Origin of the sequence: Pseudomonas sp. 09C 129, assembly GCF_002843625.1 — a bacterium.
Lineage (GTDB): Bacteria > Pseudomonadota > Gammaproteobacteria > Pseudomonadales > Pseudomonadaceae > Aquipseudomonas > Aquipseudomonas chlororaphis.
This window is the reverse complement of the sequence record NZ_CP025261.1, coordinates 5,958,130-5,972,569: the sequence shown is the minus strand read 5'-3', so window position 1 is coordinate 5,972,569 and position 14,440 is coordinate 5,958,130. Positions and strand designations below refer to the sequence as shown.

General features: G+C 64.8%; 14 protein-coding genes. 10 read left to right on the top strand and 4 right to left on the bottom strand.

Going from position 1 to position 14,440, the window contains the following annotated elements; all coding sequences use genetic code 11:
- Window positions 1–16 precede the first annotated feature (16 nt).
- The 9 genes from CXQ81_RS26715 (at window position 17) to CXQ81_RS26675 (ending at window position 9,279) form a co-directional block, all read left to right on the top strand.
- Window positions 17–1,153, top strand: coding sequence for an acyl-CoA dehydrogenase family protein (locus CXQ81_RS26715; RefSeq protein ID WP_101339002.1), 1,137 nt, complete (start codon window positions 17–19; stop codon window positions 1,151–1,153).
- 79 nt (window positions 1,154–1,232) lie between these two features.
- On the top strand, window positions 1,233–2,537 hold the full coding sequence (locus CXQ81_RS26710; RefSeq protein ID WP_053262533.1) for a fatty acid desaturase: 1,305 nt from the start codon (window positions 1,233–1,235) through the stop codon (window positions 2,535–2,537).
- Window positions 2,534–3,565, top strand: a complete 1,032-nt coding sequence (locus CXQ81_RS26705) for a ferredoxin--NADP reductase (RefSeq protein ID WP_092417661.1) — start codon at window positions 2,534–2,536, stop codon at window positions 3,563–3,565. The genes CXQ81_RS26710 and CXQ81_RS26705 overlap by 4 nt, the downstream gene beginning before the upstream one ends.
- Before the next feature lie 26 nt (window positions 3,566–3,591).
- Window positions 3,592–4,548 (top strand): fatty acid desaturase, encoded by a 957-nt coding sequence (locus tag CXQ81_RS26700; protein ID WP_101339001.1) that lies wholly within the window; start codon window positions 3,592–3,594, stop codon window positions 4,546–4,548.
- Between the two features lie 48 nt (window positions 4,549–4,596).
- The gene (locus tag CXQ81_RS26695; RefSeq protein WP_007929455.1) at window positions 4,597–5,094 is read left to right on the top strand and encodes an HIT family protein; all 498 of its coding nucleotides are present in this window, start codon (window positions 4,597–4,599) and stop codon (window positions 5,092–5,094) included.
- A 112-nt stretch (window positions 5,095–5,206) separates the two neighbouring features.
- Window positions 5,207–6,721 (top strand): NAD(P)/FAD-dependent oxidoreductase, encoded by a 1,515-nt coding sequence (locus CXQ81_RS26690; protein ID WP_101339000.1) that lies wholly within the window; start codon window positions 5,207–5,209, stop codon window positions 6,719–6,721.
- The gene (locus CXQ81_RS26685) at window positions 6,718–7,101 is read left to right on the top strand and encodes a hypothetical protein (protein ID WP_101338999.1); all 384 of its coding nucleotides are present in this window, start codon (window positions 6,718–6,720) and stop codon (window positions 7,099–7,101) included. The genes CXQ81_RS26690 and CXQ81_RS26685 overlap by 4 nt, the downstream gene beginning before the upstream one ends.
- Before the next feature lie 162 nt (window positions 7,102–7,263).
- Window positions 7,264–8,079: a carbon-nitrogen hydrolase family protein gene (locus CXQ81_RS26680; protein WP_101338998.1), complete on the top strand. Its 816-nt coding sequence runs from the start codon at window positions 7,264–7,266 to the stop codon at window positions 8,077–8,079.
- 105 nt (window positions 8,080–8,184) lie between these two features.
- Window positions 8,185–9,279 (top strand): polyamine ABC transporter substrate-binding protein, encoded by a 1,095-nt coding sequence (locus tag CXQ81_RS26675; RefSeq protein WP_101338997.1) that lies wholly within the window; start codon window positions 8,185–8,187, stop codon window positions 9,277–9,279.
- 228 nt (window positions 9,280–9,507) lie between these two features.
- Here the strand turns inward: CXQ81_RS26675 and CXQ81_RS26670 are convergent, their stop codons facing one another.
- Complete coding sequence (locus CXQ81_RS26670) at window positions 9,508–10,782, bottom strand: glycoside hydrolase family 68 protein (RefSeq protein WP_101338996.1); 1,275 nt, start codon at window positions 10,780–10,782, stop codon at window positions 9,508–9,510.
- Window positions 10,783–11,194: 412 nt separating this feature from the next.
- Between CXQ81_RS26670 and CXQ81_RS26665 the strand changes: the two genes are divergently transcribed.
- Window positions 11,195–12,016, top strand: coding sequence for an amidohydrolase family protein (locus CXQ81_RS26665; protein ID WP_101338995.1), 822 nt, complete (start codon window positions 11,195–11,197; stop codon window positions 12,014–12,016).
- A gap of 9 nt (window positions 12,017–12,025) precedes the next feature.
- On the opposite strand, the gene CXQ81_RS26660 is transcribed toward CXQ81_RS26665, so the two are convergent.
- The 3 genes from CXQ81_RS26660 to CXQ81_RS26650 form a co-directional block, all read right to left on the bottom strand.
- Complete coding sequence (locus tag CXQ81_RS26660; RefSeq protein ID WP_007929469.1) at window positions 12,026–12,265, bottom strand: hypothetical protein; 240 nt, start codon at window positions 12,263–12,265, stop codon at window positions 12,026–12,028.
- Window positions 12,266–12,412: 147 nt separating this feature from the next.
- Window positions 12,413–13,663: an aspartate aminotransferase family protein gene (locus CXQ81_RS26655; RefSeq protein ID WP_007929472.1), complete on the bottom strand. Its 1,251-nt coding sequence runs from the start codon at window positions 13,661–13,663 to the stop codon at window positions 12,413–12,415.
- 122 nt (window positions 13,664–13,785) lie between these two features.
- Window positions 13,786–14,376: a DedA family protein gene (locus CXQ81_RS26650; RefSeq protein ID WP_101338994.1), complete on the bottom strand. Its 591-nt coding sequence runs from the start codon at window positions 14,374–14,376 to the stop codon at window positions 13,786–13,788.
- Window positions 14,377–14,440: the final 64 nt, after the last annotated feature.

The following is a 14,440-nucleotide window of genomic DNA, read 5'->3' as shown; positions in this document are numbered from 1 at the left end:
GAAAGGAGTCCACACCATGTCGATGCACAACGCCCGCAACGCCACCGAGAAGTACCTGCCGGGCCTGCTCGCCGCCCTCCGGGAGCGCGGCCTGATGGCCCTGGAGCAAGCCGACCCGGCCGTGCTCTGCGGGCTGTTTCGCGACTATCGCGCCGCCGGCCTGATCATCCCCGAGACCTACGGCGGCCTCGGCGCCTCGCCGGAGGAAACCGTGGAGATCCTGCGCGCCATCGGTTCGCTGTGCCCATCCCTGGCGGTGATGATGACCATGCATCACCACACCATCGCCACCATCGTGCAGCTGGGCGGGTTGATCCCGGCGGCGGAAGAGCTGCTGTGGGGCATCACCCAGAACCAGCTGCTGATCGCCTCGGCCTTCGCCGAGGGCAAGCCGGGCTCGGAGATCTTCAACCGCAGCGTCAAGGCGCGGCCGGTGAAGGGCGGTTTTGTCCTCGACGGCAGCAAGAAGCCCTGCACCATGAGCCACCACATGGACGTGATCGTGGTCGGCGTCGCCTGTGAACAGGACGACGGCAGCGTCAGCCAGGGCTTTGCCGTGGTCTTTGCCGATGGCAGCACGATCACCCGCGAACCCTTCTGGAACGCCACGGTGCTACGTGCCACCGACAGCAACGAACTGGTGTTCAACGGCGTGTTCGTGCCCAGCGAGCGCATGCTGCTGGCCGACGGCGCCGACAGCGAAGAAGTGGCCGCCACCGCCATGGAAACCTCGCTCAACGGCCTGAGCTGGTTCCAGCTGATGGTCGGCGGCAGCTACCTGGGCGTGGCTTCGGCGCTGGTCGACCGGCTGCTGAGAAAGCCCTTCGCCGACCCCGCGCAACTGGCCCTGCTGTGCATCGAGCTGGAGGGCGCCCATCAGGCGCTGCTCGGCACCGCCGGCGAATTGCAGGCACAACAGGATGCGCCGATGAACACCTACCACAAGGCGCTGTGCACGCGCTTCCTGGTGCAGGCGGCGATCGAGCGTGCGACCAACCTCAGCGTCGAGCTGTTGGGTGGCATGGCGTTCATCGCCTCCGACGAAGTGGCCTATCTGCTGGCGGCCTCCCGGGCGATCGGCTTCCACCCGATCTCCCGCAGTGCCGCCACGCCGTTGCTGGCGCAGTTCCTGCGCGAGTCCTACAGCGCCTGATTCGCCTGCTACCGCAGCCGGAGCTTCGGCGCCCCTGGCGTCGCTCCGGCCTCGGCAACATGCCTAATGGAGTAGAAGCATGAGTAGCGATTTTCTCTATCCGCCGCGCCCGGCCAATGTCGGTCGCGGGTTTCACTGCCTGGCTATTCCGCTGTTCAGCCTGCTGCTGGTGTTCAACACCGCAGCCATCGCTGTGATTCTGGCCCTGTCATGCACCTTGCAGGCCGGGCGCCGGTCATTGTCGTGGCTGCCGGGCATGAAGGCCCTGGGCAACTGGCTGGTGACGAGCTATCACCGCTTGTTGCAACCCCTGGCCGACCGCTTGCTCAAGGACCCGCGGGACGAGCCGATCCTGGCCGCCGCCATCAGCCTGGGCCTGACCGCCGGGCCGGTGTTCATCGCCCAGCTGTGGCTCAAGGAAATCTCCTGGCTGCTGGTGCTGCTGTTCTACGCCTTCGTCTATGGGCCGAACATTCGCGGCTTTGTCCGCTCCTTCAGCGCCATGCATCAGGAAGGCCATGTGCCCGGCGGTATCTTCAAGCGTTCGAGCCTGCTCGATCGCTGGGTCGGCAATTCCTTCCTGTACATGTTCTTCGCCATTCCCATGGGCCTGATCCCCCATGCGGCGGCGCACCTGCAACAGCATCACCGGGAAAACGCCGGGCCGCTGGATGTCTACGCCACCGCGCGCTACGACCATGCCAGCGCCTGGGATTTCGCCGTGTATATGGTGCGCGAGGTGATGTACCAGCAGTTCATGGTTTCGCCCTGGCTGTACTTCAAGAGCAAACACAAGCGCAGCCAGGCCCGGGCCATGGTCATGGGCAACCTGGTGCATGTCGGGCTGTTCGTCGCGCTGGCGTGCTACAGCCTGCCGATCGCCGTGCTCTACATGCTGGTGCCCTGGTGCGCGAGCAACTTCCTGATGGGCGTCATCCACTGGAGCCAGCACGCCTTCTACGGCGGCCAGCAAGACCCCAAGGACTGGATGTACAACACCGTGACCCTGCTGGAAACACCGGTGAACATCCTCAACGAGGGTTACCACGCCTGCCACCATCACTGGTCTGTCGGCCACTGGTCGGAGAGCCCGGCGCTGTTCGAGCGGCTCAAGCCGGAACTGGCGGCCGCGGGTTCCATGGTGTTTCGCGACCTCAGCGTATTCGGCCTGTTCGTACTGCTGATGCTGCGCCGCTTCGATGCGCTGGCGGACAAGCTCGACTGGTGGCAGCCGCTGGACCACGCAGAGAAAGTCCGCCTGCTGCAATTCCGGGTGCTGCCGGCGCCCATCGCGGCCCATGAACATGCCCATCAACGGCGCCTCGCCACACCGCGCAACGCCGACGAACCCACCCCCGCGCACAGCGCCCTGGGCCAGCCATGAACCGTCCCCTGACCTTGAAAGTCGCCGCCATCGAACGGGAAACCGACGATGCGGTGACCATTCACCTCAAGCAGCCGCTGCTGCGCAAAGTCCGCTACAGCGCCGGGCAGTACCTGACCCTGGAGGTCGACGTCGACGGCGCCAAGGGCTGCCGCGCCTATTCCATCAGCAGCACGCCGGGGCTGGACAAGACCCTGTCGATCACCGTCAAGCGCGTGGCCGGCGGCAAGGTTTCCAACCGCCTGGTGCAGGAGCTGAGCGCCGGCGACGCGGTGCAGACCCTCGGCACCCACGGCCGCTTCACCTTCGCCCCGCAGCCGGGCCGGGGGCGGCACCTGGTGCTGCTGGCTGCGGGCAGCGGGATCACGCCGATCTTCTCGATCCTCAAGTCGGCGCTGCACTTCGAGCCGGATGCCCAGGTGTCGCTGATCTACGGCAACCGCAATCAGGAGTCGGTGATCTTTCGCGACAAGCTCGACCAGCTGCGCCAGACCTTCGGCGAGCGTTTGCAACTGGTGCATGTGCTGTCGCGACCGGACACCCCGGGGGCCCACGAAGGGCGCCTGACCCGGCAGCGGGTGATCGACATTCTCGGCGCGCTGCCCGGCCCGCAAGCCCGCGAATACTACAGCTGCGGCCCCAGCGGCATGATGGACGAGGTGACCGCCGCCCTGGAGGCCCTGGGCATCGCCCCGGAAAGCGTGCACCAGGAGCGTTTCACCCCGGCCAAGGCGCCAGTGGCCAGCGGCGACACGGAAAAACGCGTGGAGCTGCTGATGCAGGGCCAGGCGTTCAGCTTCACGGTCGCCCCGGGCCAGACCCTGCTCGACGCGGCCCTGGCCAGCGGCGTGCAGCCACCGTTTTCCTGCCGCAGCGGTTTCTGCACGGCCTGCGTCTGCACCCGGCTGGCGGGGCAGGTACGCATGCGCGAGGACCATGGGCTGTCGGCGGACGAACTGAACCGGGGCCAGGCACTGTTGTGCGTGGGCTATCCATTGACGGACGACGTGCGCCTGCAAGTCGATTAGCGATACAGACAGAGGAAGGTCAATTCATGAATCATTCAACCCAACACGCCGCCGAGGACGAACTGCGGCTGGCCAAGCGCGCCGAACTGCGGGTCGACCGCGAACGCCAGGCTCAGTTGCAGGCACTGATGCAGCCGCAGCCGCTGAAGTTCGTGCTCTGGTCGGTACTGCATGTGCTGGTCTGGTGCGCGGCGGCGCTGTACATCCTGCTCGGCGACAACCCCTGGGGCCTGGCGCTGGCGGTGCTGGTGCTGGGCAACCAGCTGCATGCCTTCACCGTGCTGCAGCACGATTGCGGGCATGCCAGCGGCTTTCGTTCGGCGGCGCTGAACCTGTGGGTCGGGCGCTTCATGGCCTGGTTCATCGTGTTCCCGTTTTCCTCCTTCACCGAGTGCCACAAATACCATCACCGCTACCTGGGCGACCCGGACAAGGACCCCGACGACTGGAACTACACCGGCGGGGTGAAGTGGATGTTCCTGCGCATCGCCGTGTTCGTGCCGCGCTTCATCTACTTTTCCCTGGTGCGCTACGGCAAGGCGGTGCGCAACCGGGTTCTGCGCGAGCTGGCGTTCAATCTGCTGTCGCTGGCGGCGATCGGCGCCTGGTGCTACAGCCAGGGGCTGATGCTGCAATTCGTGCTGATCTTCATCGTGCCGCTGCTGTTGCTGGCGTTGGTGATCAACCCGATTTCCCGGGGCTACGAGCACTTCCCCATGGCCACCCTGGCGGTTGGCGACCCGGAGCGCCTGGACCTGGCGAAGAACACCGTGACCGTCAGCGACCGGCTGATCGGCCTGTTGTGGGCCAATATCAACTACCACGTCGAGCATCACATCTACCCCGGCGTGCCCTTCGTCAACCTGCCGCGGCTGGCGGCGCTGCTGGACAACAAGCCCTACCTGCGCGATCGCTGGCTGCTGGCGCGGATGTTCGCGCGACGTCCGGTAACAACTTGCGCCGAACCTCGGCGAGCGGCGTGAGCTACATTTACAGCGCCCGAAGGAGCGCCACTCACCGAGGATTCACGGATGACCTGTATTTTCTGCCAGATCGCGGCCGGCGAATTGCCCAGTGCCCTGGTCTATCGCGACACCCACTGCATGGCCTTCATGGATGTGCATCCGCTGGGGCAGGGGCACTTGCTGCTGATCCCGCTGGCCCATGTGGAAAAACTCGAGCAACTGCCCACGGTCATCCGCCAGCACCTGTACCAGGTGTTCGATACCTTGCTCGCCGCCCAGCGGCGCGCCGGCTTCGGGGTGGAAGGCACGCACCTGATCGTCAACGACGGCAAGGCCACCAACCAGCACATTCCCCACGCCCACCTGCACCTGGTGCCGCGGCAAAGGGGCGATGGGCTGGGTTTCGGCCTGCGCATGTTCATGCACTTCACCGGCATATTCGGCCGCCGCACGCCCCTGCAGACCCTGCGCCGCCAGGCCCTGGTGATCGCCGCCGAACTCGACCCGCAGGCGCTGGAGAACCTGGCGCACCGGACCAGCAGGCTGCACGCAGCGTCAACCTAACCGCCAGGGCCGGTGAGCGGCCCACCCTCGATCCACGGAACTTCGGAATGAACAGCCGTGCATGCGCTGCGGACGGTCTCGCCCGGCGTTTGTGCCGCCAGGAGTCAGGAACATGAGTGCGCTACTTCAGGAGCAGGCCGACCCCGCGCGGGTCTATCGGGTCGTGATCATCGGCGCCGGCTTCTCCGGCATCGGCATGGCGATCAACCTGCGCCAGCGCGGCGAACAGGACTTCCTGATCCTCGAACAGGAAGCCGGCGTCGGCGGCACCTGGTGGGTCAATCAGTACCCCGGCTGTGCCTGCGATATTCCTTCCCACCTCTATTCGTTTTCCTTCGAGCCCAACCCCGACTGGTCGCGGCGCTTTTCGCCGCAGCCGGAGATCCGCGACTACCTGCGGCACTGCGCCGACAAGTATCAGGTGCTGCAACACTGTTGCTTCAACACCGCGGTCACCGGCCTGCGCTGGCTGGAAGAGCGCGCCCTGTGGCAGGTGACGGATGCCCGTGGCGGCGTGCGTTTCGCCCAGGTGGTGGTGGCCGGCACCGGGGCCTTGTCGACCCCGGACTATCCCCGACTGCCGGGGCTTGAGCGCTTCAAGGGCCGGGTCTTTCATTCCCAGCATTGGGACCATGACTATGTCCTGGCCGGCAAGCGGGTGGGGGTGATCGGCACCGGCGCCTCGGCGATCCAGTTCGTGCCGCAGATCCAGCCGCGGGTGGCCAGCCTGGCGGTGTTCCAGCGCACGCCGCCGTGGATCATCCCCAAGCCGGACCGGGCCTTTTCCACGACCGCCCAGCGCCTGCTGCGGCGTTTTCCCGCGGTGCAGCGGCTGTTGCGCGGGCTGATCTACACCGCCCATGAAACCCGGGTATTGGGCTTCGTGTTCAACCCGCGGCTGATGGCCTTGCACAAATGGCTGGCGCTCAACCTGTTGCGGCGCCAGGTCAAGGACCCGGAACTGCGCCGGCGACTGACCCCGGACTACGCCATCGGCTGCAAGCGCATCCTGCAGTCCAACGATTATTTTCCGGCCCTGGCCCAGGCCAACACCCGACTGGTCACCAGCGGTATCCGTGAAGTCACCGAGGACGCGCTGATCACCGTCGACGGCCAGCGCCATGCCCTGGATGCGCTGATCTTCGGCACCGGTTTCAAGGCGCGCACGCCGTTCCCGGCGGGGATGATCCTCGGGCGTGGCGGGGTGGACATAGTCAACACCTGGCAGCAGGGCAGCGAAGCCTACAAGGGCACCACGGTCAGCGGCTTTCCCAATCTGTTCCTGTTGATGGGGCCCAACACCGGCCTGGGGCACAACTCCATCGTCTACATGATCGAGTCGCAGATCGCCTACATCCTCGGTGCCCTGGACACCCTGCAACGCCTGGGCGTGACCAGCGTCGATGTCGATCCACAGGCCCAGGCGCGCTTCAACCAGGGCCTGCGCCACCGGCTGCGCGGCGCGGTATGGAGCGTCGGCCGTTGCCAGAGCTGGTACATGGACCCCGACAGCGGGCGCAACGTCGCCCTGTGGCCAGGGTTCAGCTGGCAGTTCCGCCAGCAGACCCGTTATTTCGACGCCGAGGCCTATCGCCTCACCTCGCACCCCCAAGGAGTGAAACCATGAGCCATCCGGGCAAGAGCGTGTTTGTGTTCGGCCTGTACATGTTGTTGCTGGGCGCCGCGTTGGTGCTGGCGCCGAACCTGTTGTTGCCGTTGTTCGGCTTCGCCCTGACCGATGAGGTGTGGATCCGGGTGATGGGCCAGTTGGCCTTGTACCTGGGCGTCTATTACGTCTGGGCCGGCTACACCGAGCGGCGCGAGTTGATGGCCCTGACGGTGGCGATCCGCCTGTCGGTGCCGGTGTTTTTTGCCGCTTTCGTCGCCGCCGGGCTGGTGTCGCCGGTGCTGTTGCTGCTGGCCTTGCCGGACCTGTGCGGCGCGTTGTGGACCTGGCGCGCGCTGAAGGCTGCGCGGGTTTCCCGCCAGTCGCTGGGTAACGCCTGACCCCGCCAGTCTTCTGTTGCCTTGTCCCGCCAGCTAACCCTGGCGGGGTACTCCTTTGCAGTGATTACCGCGCGGCTGCATCCCCTCCATACTCGCCACCAGCCCTGGCGGGTGCCACCCATGTGGCGTCCGGAGACCTGCCGACACTTCAAAGGATCCACGATGAAGATTGAACTGATGCAACTGGCCGGTCGTGACGGCGACACGGCCTACAACCTCGAGCGGGTCCTGCAGGGCATTGCCGACTGTAATGACGACATCGACCTGCTGGTCTTCCCGGAAACCCAGATCAGCGGTTTCGCCAACCAGCAGCAACTGGCCGAGGTCGCCGAGCCATTGGACGGGCCGAGTATCCAGGCCGTATTGCGGGCGGTGCGCGCCAAGGGGGTCGCGGTGGTGGTCGGCATCGCCGAAAAAGCCGCCGGCCATTACTACAACACCTCGCTGCTGGTGACCCCCGAAGGGGTGGCGACGAGTTATCGCAAGACTCACCTGTGGCCCGACGAGCGCGGTCTGTTCCAGCCCGGTGACCGTTACACCACCGTGCTATGGCGGGGCGTGCGGGTCGGCCTGCTGATCTGCTACGACATCGAACTGCCGGAAAGCGCCCGCGCCCTCGGCCAACTGGGCGCCGAGCTGATTCTGGTGAGCAACGGCAACATGGACCCCTACGGCCCGGTGCACCGCACCGCGATCATGGCCCGTGCCCAGGAGAACCAGGCCTTCGCGGTGATGGTGAACCGGGTCGGCAGCGGCACCGGCGGCCTGGTGTTCGCCGGCGGCAGCGCGCTGGTCGATCCCTTCGGCCGACTGCTGTTCGAGGCCGGCCGCGACGAGTGCCGGCAGGTGGTGCAGCTCGACCTCGGGCAACTCAAGGCCGCTCGCCGCGATTACGACTACCTGCACGACCGGCGCCTGCAACTGTCCGGCGAATACGTCGAGCACGCCGATGGCCTTCGCGAGCTGTTGATCCCTTAAACCCCATCGCTGTTTTTCCGCCGCTTTCGGCCCTGCCATAACAATCCATAATCAGAAGGCGAGGCGCACGTCCCTTGGGCGGGTGCCAACGCTCGGAGTCCTCAGATGAAAGCTATCCGCTGTTTGCCCCTGGCCCTGGCCGCACTGTTCGGTTTCGCTACGGCCCAGGCCGCCGAACCGAGCGTGCATTTCTACAACTGGTACGACTACATCGCCCCGGACACGCCCGGACAGTTCCACAAGGAAACCGGCATCAGCGTGCTGCAGGACACCTTCGACAACAGCGACGTGATGCAAAGCAAGCTGATGGCCGGGCGCAGTGGCTATGACGTGGTGGTGGCCAGCAGCGACCTGCTGCCGAACCTGATCAAGGCCGGGGTGCTCCAGGAACTGGACCGCAGCCAGCTCGGCAACTGGTCGCACCTGGACCCCGAGATGCTGGCCAAGGTGCAGAGCAACGACCCTGGCAACCGCTTCGCCGCACCCTACCTGTGGGGCACCACGGGCATCGGTTATGACGTCGACAAGGTCAAGGCGCTGCTCGGCGACCAGGCGCCGGTGGACTCCTGGGACCTGATCTTCAAGGAAGAGAACCTGGCCAGGCTCAGCCAGTGCGGGGTGGCCATGCTCGATGCACCGAACGAAATCATCCCCATTGCCCTGCATTACCTGGGCCTGCCCTACAACAGCCAGAACCCCGAGGATTACAAGAAGGCCGAGGCCTTGCTGCTCAAGGTCCGGCCGCATATCCGCTACTTCGATTCGTCGAAGTTCATCTCCGACCTGGCCAACGGCAACGTCTGTGTGGTGGTGGGCTGGAGCGGCGGGGTGTTCGATGCCCAGGTCGCCTCGCAGAAGGCTGACAACGGCCGTCATCTGGTCTACAGCATTCCGCGCGAAGGCGGGCCGGTCTGGGTGGAGAACCTGGTGTTGCTCAAGGACGCGCCGCACCCACAGGACGGTCTGAAGTTCATCGACTACCTGTTGCGTCCGTCAGTGATTGCCCAGTCTTCCGACTACCTGGGCTACCCCAACGCCAACCGCGATGCCACGGCGCTGGTGGAGCAGAAAATCCGCGACAACCCGGGTGTCTATCCGTCCAGGGAAGTGATGGCCACGCTGTTCCCGCTGGAACCGCTGCCGCTGAAAATGGAACGGGTGCGTACCCGGGTCTGGAGCAAGGTCAAGACCGGGAGCTGAGCCTGGGGGGCGTGGACAGCCATGCTGGCCAAGGGGAAAGGGGCGTCGCGCAAGGAGGGAGCAGAACTGGCTACACCCGTGTAGCCAGTTCCGAAGGGTCGGTACTACGCATTGTTCAATGAAGCTCCTGAGCAAAGTCGCAGTGAGCCAGGCGGGATATCTCGATTCATATCCACAACGGGTTCTTCATCGAACTCGAACTCGCTGCCTGAACGCCCTGTGTCGCTATTACTTGAGCGTTACATCGAGCATCGGCGGGATGTAACCGTAGTCGTACTCGGCCACCACGAAGGTCTGTTGCCCTTTGATCCTGATCCCGACCGTCGGTGCTTCGGTACCGCCGATACGAATCTGCGTGCCGCTTTCGTCGGTCGGTACGCTGTCGATAAAGGAGGTCACCAGGCCGTTGGGCATCACACAGTGCGAGTAGGTCTGGAACGGCTGGGAGGACGGGTTGCCCAGCACCAGACCGGAACCGTTCAACGGCACGTAGGGACCGAACAGCGAATCGGCGACAAAACCGTACACCCCGTCCGGCCCGGTCACGCCGTCGGCATAGGTGAAGGTGTGGCTGATGGTGAACAGGTAGTACTTGCCGTCCTGGAACACGAAGTGCGGGCGTTCGGTCTGGTCGTTGACGCCGACCGCGGTCAGCAGCGGCGGCAGCATTTCCCAGTCGTCGCCGTCTTCGTCGCGGGCCACGGCGATACCGACGCAGGCGGTCTGGAAACGGGAGTTGCCGACGTCTTCATAACCTGGCGGCACGTCGCCGATTTCTGCTTCGCCCACTGTGTGCGAGCCGCGCTCGCCGGCCACGTTGCCTTCGAACAGCATGTACAGCTTGCCGTCGTTGGGGTCGCGGAACGGCCATGGATCGCGGAAGCCCCAGAAGGGGTTTTGCGCTTCGGTCTGGTACATCTTGCCGTCGGCCTCGAACAGCGGCTTGACCTTCTCGAAACCGACCATGCTGACGCCATGCTCGGTGGTCACCACCCGGCCGCGCACCTTGACGATGGTCGCGCCCGGCGTGACGGCGGTGTAGTACAGGTCCACTTCACCCTGTTCGTTCAACAGGATCGGCGTGCCGGCCCATTCGCGAACCGTGGGCGAAACCCCTTCGGCCATCACCCGGCCACCCAGTTCCCAGTCCTTGCCGGTACGGGAAAACCAGTAGTACATCTTTGCCCGGCCGTGGCGGTCGTTCCAGTCGCGGGTGATGTCGTAGTTGCCGTTTTCGTCGATGTACTGCGGGTCGTTCGGATGACGATCTGCGGTCAGGGTGAAGATCACCGACCAGCCGTCGACGGAGGTCACGTTACCGTCCAGGTCGCGCAGCGGCATGGTGTCCCAGATGAACACCTCGTTGCTCAGTACCGGGAAATCCGCGCTGACCAGTGGCTGGGTCGTGGTGGGATCGTCCGCATGGACTTTCAGCGCATCGGCGCGAGTCCAGAGGCTGGGTTGATGGGGTGTTTTGCCGAATTTTTCAGTGTTGCTTTTCATAGGTAATACCTCGTCCGTGAATGGGTTCACATAAATGTTCATCAAAAAATACTGTATGTGCATACAGCAATTTCACCTTAAGCGAGGCGGTTTTTTGGGTCAAGAATAAATTTGCATTTATGCATATTTGCTGTTTTTGCTGAAGCTGATACGTTTCAGCTAGTTCTGTTTCTAGAAGTTCGTTTTCCGCCCGATCAACGACGATGCCTGCAAAATGCGCGCTTGGAACCGCTGGTCGGTCCGAGGGCGCAGAAGGTGAAAGGAGGGAGGCGGAACAAGGTCAAGGGCGGGAGTCGAGCCTGGGCGGATCGGTCAACGCCGCCGAGCGCTGCGAACATTGTCGCTGTCATGGCGCGGACGTAGCCTGAGCCCTCGTCGCCTGAATCACGGTCAGCAGAGGGGGATAGCTCTCATGAAGGGTGCAATCGACGCATGGGCACAACCGGCCAACGGCCGGGCGCGGCAGTTGCTGCCGGAGGTGGCGCGGCTGTTCGAGAAGTCAGGTTCCGCGCACTTGCTGGACCAGCCGCTGAGCATCGAGCAGACCGTCGAGCTGATGGACCAGGCCGGGGTCGAGAAGCTGATGCTGGCGGCCTGGTGCCGGCCGGAGCGCTGGGTGTTCAGCAACGATGAAATTGCTGCATTCACCCGCGCCTATCCCGAGCGTTTCGTCGGCGTGGCCACGGTGGACCTGAGCCGGCCGATGGCGGCGCTGGCCGAGCTGCAGCGGGCGGTGGGCGAGCTGGGCTGCAAGGCCCTGCGCATCGTGCCCTGGCTGTGGAAACTGCCGCCCAACCACCGCCTGTACTACCCGCTGTACGCCAAGTGCGTGGAGCTGGGCATTCCCTTCTGCACCCAGGTCGGCCACACCGGCCCGCTGATGCCTTCGGAAACCGGGCGGCCGGTGCCTTATCTGGATGAGGTGGCGCTGGATTTCCCGGAACTGCGAATCGTCGCCGGGCACATCGGCCACCCCTGGACCGACGAGATGATCGGCCTGGCCTGGAAGCACGACAATATCTACATCGACACCTCGGCCTACCTGCCGGCCTATTACCCGCCGCAACTGCTGCATTTCATGCGTACCTACGGGCAGGACAAGGTGTTGTTCGGCAGTAATTTCCCGCAGTTGCCGTTCGCCAAATGCATGCAGCAGGTCCAGGCCCTGGAGCTGCCGGAGCCGGTGCGGGACAAGTTCCTGCAGGGCAATGCGCGGCGGGTGTTCGGCTTGTAACGCAGCGCCTCAGGCGTGGTCCTGGTAGCGGCGCCGGCTGAAAAACAGCGAACTGCCCATGGCCACCAGCGCCACGGCAATCAGCCCGGCATCGATCTCGCCCAGCATGGGCGGCAGGAACAGTATCCACAGCAGCCCGGCCAGACCCAGGGCCAGGCCTGTCCACTTCCTCAGCGGGTAAGGCTTCATCCAGTAATACAGCGGCGTCAGCAGCAGGTAGACCAGCACAAAGGGAATGTACTGCTTCATGAGTCGTGCTCGCCGCGGCCGAAGATTCCTGGGCTGGCGGCCGTGGGCCGCTCTCTGTAGCTGGGGCATGTCATGTTGCACTTCCTTGTCGATGGCATGAGGCGCGCCAGTGTCCATGGCGAGCGGCTTTTGTGCAAACGCGCGGTGTCATGCCAACCGCGCCAGGCAACCCTCGAGAATATCCAGCCCTTCTTCCAGCACCTGCGGTTCAATGGTCAGCGGCGCCAGCAGGCGGATGATGTGCCGCGACTTGCCGCTGGGCATCAACAGCAGGCCGGCGTCCCGCGCCGCGCTGAGCAGTGCGCTCAGTTGCTCCGGGGCCGGCGAGCCGTCGGCCTTGAGCAGCTCGATGCCGCGCATGGCGCCGACCCCGGTCAGGCGCCCTAGATAAGGCGTCAGGCGCTCGGCCCGCCAGTGCTGGTAGCGGCTGACGATGGCCTGCTCCTGGCGTTCGCCCCAGGTTTGCAGATTGTGGTCGCTCATCTCGTCCAGGGTCGCCAGGGCCGCCGCGCAGGCGATGGGGTTGCCGGAATAGGTGCCGCCCAGGCCGCCCTTGGGCAGGTTGTCCAGCAGCGCCTTGCGCCCGAGCACCGCGCCCAGGGGCACACCGCCGCCGATGCTTTTGCCCAGCAGGACCAGGTCCGGTTCGATCCCCAGCCGCGAGAAGGCGAAGCGCTGGCCGGTGCGGCCGAAACCGGACTGGATTTCATCGGCGATCAGCAGGATGCCTTGCTCATCGCAGAAGCGTCGCAGGGTACGGGCGAACTCGACGTCCAGGGCCAGGAAACCAGCCTCGCCCTGCACCGGCTCGACAATGAAGCAGGCCACTTCGGCGACATCGATCTCCACGCTGAACAGCCGGTCCATGGCCTTCAGCGCCTCCTCGCAGGTCACGCCGTTGTCCGCGCTCGGGTAGGGCAGGTGGTACACCGGGCCGGGCAGCACGCCGATCTTCTGCTTGTAGGGCGCGACCTTGCCGTTGAGGTTGAGGGTGGCCAGGGTGCGGCCATGGAAACCGCCATCGAAGGCGATTACCGCGGTACGCCCGGTGGCGCCCCGGACGATCTTCAAGGCATTCTCCGCCGCCTCCGCGCCGCTGTTGGTGAGCATGCCGCTGACCGGGTAACTCAAGGGCACGAAGCGCGCCAGCCGCTCCATGAACTCCACATAGGGCCCGTGGGGCGCCGCGTTGAACGCGTAGTGAGTCAGCCGGGTGGCCTGCTGCTGGATCGCCGCCACCACCCGCGGATGACAATGCCCCAGGTTGAGCACGCCGATCCCACCGACGAAATCGATGTAGCGCTTGCCATTCTCGTCCCACACCTCGGCATTCTTGCCGTGGCTCAGGCGGATGGGGTGAACGATGGAAATCGACTGGCTGATGCTTTCGCTGCTCATGGGCTAAGGGCTCTGTCTGCCTGGAACATGCGGGCTATCTAAGCCAAGAGCGGGGTGGGGCCGCAAACGAAATAAAGTGCGGGGGTCAGTATGAAAATTCCGGATGTTGGATTGGGGCGGGATCAGTCGTTAAGCGGCGCGGCGTTCCTGGCCCTGGCCCGGCGCTGACGCAGCAGGGCGACCAGCACCACCAGCACCACGACACCGAGGACAATCGGCAGGCGATAAGGCTTCAAATCACCGAACAGATGCTCCAGCACATCGCCGGCCCAGTAGCCGCCGCAGACGAACAGCGTGGCCCAGAGCAGCGCGCCGAGCATGTTCAGTAGGGTGAAACGCAGCGGCGACAGACCGCTGGCGCCGATCACCACCGGGCCGACCCAGCGCATGCCATACATGAAACGCACCGCCAGCACCGAGGTCGAGGGGTAACGCCGGATCAGCCCGGTCACCCGCTCGATGGCGGCCTGCTGGCCCTTCAGGCGCGGCAACAAACGCCCGCCGAAATGCCGCCCGCTCCAGAACAGCAACTGGTCGCCGAACATCCCGCTGACCGTCGCCACGGCAATCACCACCCACAGGTCCAGCACTTGCTGATGCGCAGCCATGCCGCCCAGGATCAGCACGGTTTCGCCTTCGAGCAGGCAGCCGAGGACGATCACCCAGTAACCGTAGGTCGCGAGCAGGGCATGCAGGTCGAGGTGTTCGAACATGGGAATGAAAGGGCCTTCAGAAGTAGTCCGTAAGCTTTAGACGCGCCGAGATATCTCTTGGCCT

Coding starts and splice junctions, on each gene's coding strand:
- CXQ81_RS26685 (WP_101338999.1), top strand. CDS start 6,718: ATGAGCCATCCGGGCAAGAGCGTGTTTGTGTTCGGCCTGTACATGTTG.
- CXQ81_RS26705 (WP_092417661.1), top strand. CDS start 2,534: ATGAACCGTCCCCTGACCTTGAAAGTCGCCGCCATCGAACGGGAAACC.
- CXQ81_RS26670 (WP_101338996.1), bottom strand. CDS start 10,782: ATGAAAAGCAACACTGAAAAATTCGGCAAAACACCCCATCAACCCAGC.
- CXQ81_RS26695 (WP_007929455.1), top strand. CDS start 4,597: ATGACCTGTATTTTCTGCCAGATCGCGGCCGGCGAATTGCCCAGTGCC.
- CXQ81_RS26665 (WP_101338995.1), top strand. CDS start 11,195: ATGAAGGGTGCAATCGACGCATGGGCACAACCGGCCAACGGCCGGGCG.
- CXQ81_RS26660 (WP_007929469.1), bottom strand. CDS start 12,265: ATGAAGCAGTACATTCCCTTTGTGCTGGTCTACCTGCTGCTGACGCCG.
- CXQ81_RS26700 (WP_101339001.1), top strand. CDS start 3,592: ATGAATCATTCAACCCAACACGCCGCCGAGGACGAACTGCGGCTGGCC.
- CXQ81_RS26675 (WP_101338997.1), top strand. CDS start 8,185: ATGAAAGCTATCCGCTGTTTGCCCCTGGCCCTGGCCGCACTGTTCGGT.
- CXQ81_RS26655 (WP_007929472.1), bottom strand. CDS start 13,663: ATGAGCAGCGAAAGCATCAGCCAGTCGATTTCCATCGTTCACCCCATC.
- CXQ81_RS26715 (WP_101339002.1), top strand. CDS start 17: ATGTCGATGCACAACGCCCGCAACGCCACCGAGAAGTACCTGCCGGGC.
- CXQ81_RS26710 (WP_053262533.1), top strand. CDS start 1,233: ATGAGTAGCGATTTTCTCTATCCGCCGCGCCCGGCCAATGTCGGTCGC.
- CXQ81_RS26680 (WP_101338998.1), top strand. CDS start 7,264: ATGAAGATTGAACTGATGCAACTGGCCGGTCGTGACGGCGACACGGCC.
- CXQ81_RS26650 (WP_101338994.1), bottom strand. CDS start 14,376: ATGTTCGAACACCTCGACCTGCATGCCCTGCTCGCGACCTACGGTTAC.
- CXQ81_RS26690 (WP_101339000.1), top strand. CDS start 5,207: ATGAGTGCGCTACTTCAGGAGCAGGCCGACCCCGCGCGGGTCTATCGG.